The sequence below is a fragment of the Rhodothermales bacterium genome (assembly GCA_034439735.1).
Taxonomy (GTDB): Bacteria; Bacteroidota; Rhodothermia; order Rhodothermales; family JAHQVL01; genus JAWKNW01.
In genome coordinates, this window is the sequence record JAWXAX010000060.1 from 22,729 (window position 1) to 28,728 (window position 6,000).

Sequence of the window (6,000 nt, forward strand, 5' to 3'; positions counted from 1 at the left end):
CACTGTGACTCTACGGCGCCTAACAAATGTTGCGTCTCTGCAGGTTTGGCGCAACGTCATGTATTATGTATGAATCACGCTAATCTCAACGGTTTCTAAACATTCCACGTCACCGCAAACACAAGGCTGTAGATCAGCAGAAGGCGAGCCGTGGCGCCGAGCATTGGGTTCAGGATCGTCGGCTCGGTATGCCGCCCGAGCCGCGCCACCATCGGCGCGCCGGCGAGTGGAACGAGCGCACAGGCCAGCACGGGCAGGTGGGTTCCGGTGAGCAGGACAAGCCCTACCGGGATCACGCCGGCCGCGACAAGGCAGGCGGCGTAGAGCCCAACCCCAAACCGCCGGCCCAGCCGCACCACGAGCGTCCGTTTGGCGGCCAGACGGTCCTCCTCCACATCCCTCACGTTGTTCACCAGCAGGATGGCCACGGCCAGAAACCCCGGCGCGAGGCCGGCCAGAATGACGGCGGGTTCAATGGCGAGCGCCTGCACGAAATAGGTACCGCCCACGGCCACCGGCCCAAAAAACACCAGCACGAACAGATCGCCGAGACCCAGGTAAGCGAGCGAATGCCGGCCGGCGGTATACAGGATGCCCGAAATGACAGACGCCGCCCCGATCACAACAACCGGCCAGCCCCCTCGCACCATCAGATAGCCACCGGCGACCACCGCCAGCCCGAAGGTGAGGTAGGCCGCGTACTGGATGGTATCGGGACGCACGAGCCCCGCCTGCGTCACCCGCAACGGGCCCTTGCGGGCGTCCGTGTCCGCGCCCTTCAGGAAATCCGCGTAGTCGTTGTACAGGTTGGTGCCGATCTGGATACACACCGCGCCCACCAGCGCCAGCGTCGCGGCCAGTGGATGGAACAGGCCGGCGTCGAACGCCATGGCCGCGCCCATCAACACCGGGGCCAGCGCGGCCCACAGGGTTTTCGGGCGGATGGCGGACCACCAGATGGCCGGTCGCGATAGCGAGGCGGAAGGAGATAGCGCCATCGGGGTCAGGGTCGGTAGGGGAACTGGCCGTAGTCGGGCTTCCGTTTCTCCAGGTACGCCTTTTTGCCTTCCTGGCCCTCTTCGGTCATGTAGAAGAGCAGGGTGGCGTTTCCGGCCAGCTCCTGGAGGCCGGCCTGGCCGTCGCAATCGGCATTCAGGGCGGATTTGAGGCAGCGGATGGCGAGCTGCGAATTGGCGAGGATCTCGCGGCACCACTGGACGGTCTCCGCTTCAAGTTGTTCGAGGGGCACGACGGTGTTGACGAGGCCCATGTCCAGCGCCTGCTGGGCGTTGTAGGGCCGGCACAGAAACCAGATCTCGCGCGCCTTTTTCTGCCCGATGATGCGGGCCAGGTAACTGGCGCCGAAGCCACCGTCGAACGAGCCCACTTTGGGCCCCGTCTGCATGAACCGCGCGTTTTCGGCGGCGATCGTGAGGTCGCACATGACGTGCAACACATGGCCCCCGCCGACGGCCCAGCCGGCGACCATCGCGATGACCGGCTTGGGGCAGGTGCGGATCTGACGCTGGAAGTCCAACACGTTCAGTCGCATGATGCCCGACCCCTCCTCCACATAGCCGGCCTCGCCCCGGATCCGCTGGTCCCCGCCCGAGCAAAAGGCCTCGTCGCCCTGGCCGGTCAGGATGATCACCCCGATCCGCTCGTCGTCGCGCGCGTCGTTCAGCGCGTCCATCATTTCCTTCACCGTGAGCGGGCGGAACGCGTTGCGCACTTCCGGGCGGTTGATGGTGATTTTGGCGATACCCTCCGCCTTGTGGTACAAAATATCGGTGTATTCGGCAGCGGGCTGCCAATCAATAACGGCCATTATATCTACATGATTGATGGTGGTACACGCGGAGACGCGCCTCTTGCGCGCCGTACTGGCATCGCAACCGCTCACCTCGTATCATGGCGACGATTCCGAAACCGATATCCCTGTTAACACGAACGTATGCTCATTCACACGGTCTATTTCTGGCTCAAAGACGGCATCACCCCGGCCGAGGTGGCCACCTTCGAGGCGGGCGTCCGCAGCCTGCTCACGATCGACAGCGTCGTCGGCGGCTACGTCGGCAAGCCGGCCAACACAGAGGCGCGGCCGATCATCGACCAGTCGTACAGCTACGGCCTCATCGCGATGTTCGACGACCTCGCCGGCCACGACGCCTACCAGGTCGATGCGATCCACGACGCCTTCCGCACCCACGCGTCGCTCTGGAAACGCGTCCAGATCTACGACCTGATCGCCTGAATGCGTTGAACGTTAGAACGTTGAACGTTTCTGGTACTGACGCGAGCACGCTCAACGAAAAACACTCAACGAATAAGAAACTGTTGAGATTTGCGTTTTGCATAGTGAGCAAGTCATCCCCGCGCAGGCGGGGACCCAGAAAAATGCCAGCCTGATGGCTGGATTACTTCGTAAGTCGCTTTGCTCGTTTCCCGCCTGCGCGGGGATGACTATGCCTTTGGTTATGGAAATCTCAACAGTTTCTGAACGTTTCCGGTACTGACGCGAGCACGTTCAACGAATAAATGTTCAACGCGTTAACGCATTATCACGTTGCCCCTGGCGGACGAATCGCATGGTGGGGCTGAACGCGACGGCCCAGTAGTCGTTGGCTACGGCGAGGCACACATGGCTCAGGAAGCCGGCCCAGATGGAGCCGGTCTCAAGCGCCACGAACCCGAGCAGCAGGCTGTAGGGCACGGTCGCGAAGGTCTCCTTGGCGCCCTTGGGGATATGGGTCGCGGTCGCGAGGGCCGAACTCATCGCCACGGCGGTCCAGGGCGAGGACAACGTCGCGGCACCGATCACCAGTACGCCGCGAAAGAGAAATTCGTAGGCGAGCAGGTAAACGGCCCATGCGAATCCGTTCTGGATGACGAGGCCGGCGGTCCACTCCGTTGCCCGAACCTGAGGATAAAACCGCTGCATGTCCACCGCGCGGGCCGAGAAGTAGGGCACTGGCAGGGCGCAGAGGGACAACACGCTGCCCCAGACGAGGAGGGCCGGCCAGTCCGGCACCCCCAGCCCCCACGCCAGCGGCGTCGCATCGACCAGCAGCCAGGCGACCCCCGCAGGGACGAGGCCGAGCAGGCCGGCGCCGAGGATTTTCTGGGCGAGGGGTTTTCGAAGGCCGTCCGCATCGAAGCGCCGGCGAACGTACGCCTCGAACGAACGGGAGTAGGCGACAAACCAGTAGAGGGCAAAAACCGAGACGCCCAGCAGGATGAGGATAAACTGGGCGATGTCGCGTTGAAGCAAGGTCATGGGGGCCAGGTTTACGCGCTAAATAAACGGTCGATCGAAAGGTCGAACTCGCGGTGCTCCAGGACGTTCGCGGCGCGGTCGGTGCGGACCTCGATGAGGGTTGCGCCCGGGCGCGCGAGCGCGGCGTCGTAGGCGTCCTGAAAACCGCCGGCATCCGCCGGAGCCGCATAGTCCAGCCCGAACTGCATCGCGGCGTGTTCGAACGTGAACGCATGCGGGGTGGCAAAATAGTGTTCGAACACGGTAGGAAATAGTGAGATTGGTAGAAAGGAGAAAATTCCGCCCCCCTGATTATTGACGAGGATGACGACGATAGGATGGCCGACGGCCTTGAGCAGAGGCAGGGAGTTGAGGTCGTGTAACAACGCCAGATCCCCGATCAGCAGGGTCACGGGCCGATCCAGGCCAATCGCGAGGCCGGCCGCCGTGGCAACCGTCCCATCGATCCCGCTCGCCCCCCGATTCGTCGCCACGTGTACACGCAAGGACCGGCCGGACGCAAACCGGTCCATGTCGCGCACGGGCATGCTGCTCGCCAGACACAACCCGGAGCCGGCAGGGATCCGCTCGGAGATCAGGCGGGCGACGTGGGGCTCGGTCAGCGCCGGCTCCCGAACGAAACGCTCCTGCAACCACTCTGCCACCCGCCCATCAGCCGCGCGCCACCCTTCGAACCAGCCGGCTTCGGCGATCGGAGGGCCGGCGTCGATCAGCCCCCGACAAAAGGCGCCCACATCGGCCTGAACCCGATGGCTCACGACATGCCCGGGATCCAGACGATCGCCCGAGGCATGCACGACGACGTACGGAGAAATCCCTGTCGTAAGGGCGTTGATCCGCTTCGATACGATCCGGTCGCCCAGTTGCAGGACGGCATCAGGCGCATATTGGCGCAGAAACGCGGGGCTGCCGGCGAGCAGATCGGCGTGGGAGACGACCCCTTCTTCCCCCAGGCGGAGCTGCGAGCCGACATCCGGCAGCAACGGCCACTGCCACGCGTCGGAAAGGGCCTGCGCGGCGCGCGCCGCCTCGGGGGACAGTCGGCCGGCCAGGATGAGGCCTCGGCGGGCCGCGCGCAACGGCGCTTCGGCCCCGGTAGGCGGCGTCACGGCCGAGACGGGGCGTTCGTAGACGGTGTACGGCCGGCGATGCGCGCGCCAGGCGCCAAGCCCGGCGAGGTAGCCGGCGTGATCGAACCGATCGTTTGTCGGGGCCAGGGGCTCGCGAAACATGGCATTGAGATGCACCGGCCCTGGCCGCTCCCCCGCGGCGTGGACGGCGCGGTCGACCGTGGTGAGCACAAAGGCGGGGGGGATGTCGAGCGTTGGAGCCGGCAGGTCGATAAACGCCCGCACGTGGTCTCCGAAAAGTTTGACCTGGTCGATGGTCTGGTTCGCGCCCGTGTCCCGCAGCTCCGGCGGCCGGTCGGCCGTCAAGAGGATCATGGGCACGCCATCCACCGCCGCCTCGACGACAGCGGGATACCCGTTGGCGAGCGCGGTGCCCGAGGTCGTCACCCAGCACGCGGGTTGACGGGCGCCGCGGGCGAACCCGAGGGCGGCAAAGCTGCTGCCCCGTTCGTCGTAGTGCACCGTGGCGCGGGCGTCCGGATGTTCGGCGATGGCCACGACGAGCGGCGTCGATCGAGATCCCGGCGAGAGGAAAAAGTGACGAACGCCGTTCCGAACCAGTTCGTCGACGAGCAGATACGCCCAGAGCTGACTAATATTTGACGTCGCGAAAATCAAGGCCCAGTACGTTCAGGAAGTCGCTGATCTTGTGTTCGATTTCGGCCCACTCGCGGGACGCTTCCGAGCCCCGCACGATGCCGGCGCCGGCATACAGCGTGAGCGACTGCGGCGATACCTGGCCCGACCGGATCGCCACGGCGAATTCCGCCCGATCCCGCCCGATCCAGCCGACCGGGCCGGCATACCAGCCCCGGTCGAACCGCTCTACCTCCCGAATGTCCCCGATTGCGGCCGCCCGCGGGAAACCACCGACGGCAGGGGTGGGATGGAGCCGCTGAAGGATATCGGCATCGCCCACGCCGGGGCGCAGGGTGCCGGCGATCGTCGAGCACAGGTGCCGCCCCTTGGCCAGCTCCATCACCTGGGGCGTTTTGTCTACATCGAGCGAAGAACACAGGCCGTCGAGCGCCTCGACGATGCTGGTTTTTACATAGTCCTGCTCGCGCCGGTCCTTGTCGCTGTGGATCAGATCCTGCCGGAGCTGGGCATCCAGCTCCGCGGTCGCTCCGCGCGGGCGTGTGCCGGCGACGGCCTCGCTCCGAATCTGCCGGCCGTCGCGCCGGAACAGCCGCTCGGGCGAGGCGCCCAGAAAAGCGCCGCCCGACTCGAACTGCATCAAGAAGTGAAAACAGTGCGGTGTCGCGGCCTGGAGCCGCTGGAGGAGGAGCGTGGGGTCGAGCGTTTCCGCGAATTGAAACGTGGATCGGCGGGCGAGCACGACTTTTTCGAGCGAGCCCTTTTTTTCCGAAGAGCCGGCCTCGAACCGTGCGACGGCGCGGTTGATGTTGGCCGCCCACTCCGCCGGCCCCGGGATGTCGTTCCGCCCCACGGGCACGGGCAACAGGGCGTGCCCCGGCGTCATCGGTTCGCCGAGCCGCGCCACCGCCTGGCGGATCTCCTCGAGCCGTTCCGCATCCTCCGGCAGCACCAGATTGCAGGCGAGGAAGGTACCCGCCGGGCCGGATTCCAGCA

General features: G+C 65.3%; 6 protein-coding genes. 1 reads left to right on the forward strand and 5 read right to left on the reverse strand.

Annotation, left to right across the window (positions count from 1 at the left end; genetic code table 11):
- Positions 1–95: 95 nt before the first annotated feature.
- Positions 96–998, reverse strand: a complete 903-nt coding sequence (locus tag SH809_04260; GenBank protein MDZ4698900.1) for a 1,4-dihydroxy-2-naphthoate polyprenyltransferase — start codon at positions 996–998, stop codon at positions 96–98.
- A gap of 5 nt (positions 999–1,003) precedes the next feature.
- Positions 1,004–1,828 (reverse strand): 1,4-dihydroxy-2-naphthoyl-CoA synthase, encoded by an 825-nt coding sequence (gene menB, locus SH809_04265; GenBank protein ID MDZ4698901.1) that lies wholly within the window; start codon positions 1,826–1,828, stop codon positions 1,004–1,006.
- 126 nt (positions 1,829–1,954) lie between these two features.
- Here menB and SH809_04270 point away from each other — a divergent pair, with 126 nt between their 5' ends.
- Complete coding sequence (locus SH809_04270; protein MDZ4698902.1) at positions 1,955–2,254, forward strand: Dabb family protein; 300 nt, start codon at positions 1,955–1,957, stop codon at positions 2,252–2,254.
- Positions 2,255–2,542: 288 nt separating this feature from the next.
- On the opposite strand, the gene SH809_04275 is transcribed toward SH809_04270, so the two are convergent.
- The 3 genes from SH809_04275 to SH809_04285 all read right to left on the reverse strand — a co-directional run.
- Positions 2,543–3,277 (reverse strand): CPBP family intramembrane glutamic endopeptidase, encoded by a 735-nt coding sequence (locus tag SH809_04275; protein MDZ4698903.1) that lies wholly within the window; start codon positions 3,275–3,277, stop codon positions 2,543–2,545.
- A gap of 11 nt (positions 3,278–3,288) precedes the next feature.
- Positions 3,289–5,025, reverse strand: coding sequence for a 2-succinyl-5-enolpyruvyl-6-hydroxy-3-cyclohexene-1-carboxylic-acid synthase (gene menD, locus SH809_04280; GenBank protein MDZ4698904.1), 1,737 nt, complete (start codon positions 5,023–5,025; stop codon positions 3,289–3,291).
- Positions 5,000–6,000: isochorismate synthase (locus SH809_04285; protein MDZ4698905.1), on the reverse strand; the 1,001-nt coding region annotated here is incomplete at its 5' end. The genes menD and SH809_04285, both read right to left, overlap by 26 nt.

Excerpts from the sequence above, each read along its gene's own strand:
- SH809_04260 (MDZ4698900.1), bottom strand. The coding sequence starts at position 998 with ATGGCGCTATCTCCTTCCGCCTCGCTATCGCGACCGGCCATCTGGTGG.
- menB (MDZ4698901.1), bottom strand. The coding sequence starts at position 1,828 with ATGGCCGTTATTGATTGGCAGCCCGCTGCCGAATACACCGATATTTTG.
- SH809_04270 (MDZ4698902.1), top strand. The coding sequence starts at position 1,955 with ATGCTCATTCACACGGTCTATTTCTGGCTCAAAGACGGCATCACCCCG.
- SH809_04275 (MDZ4698903.1), bottom strand. The coding sequence starts at position 3,277 with ATGACCTTGCTTCAACGCGACATCGCCCAGTTTATCCTCATCCTGCTG.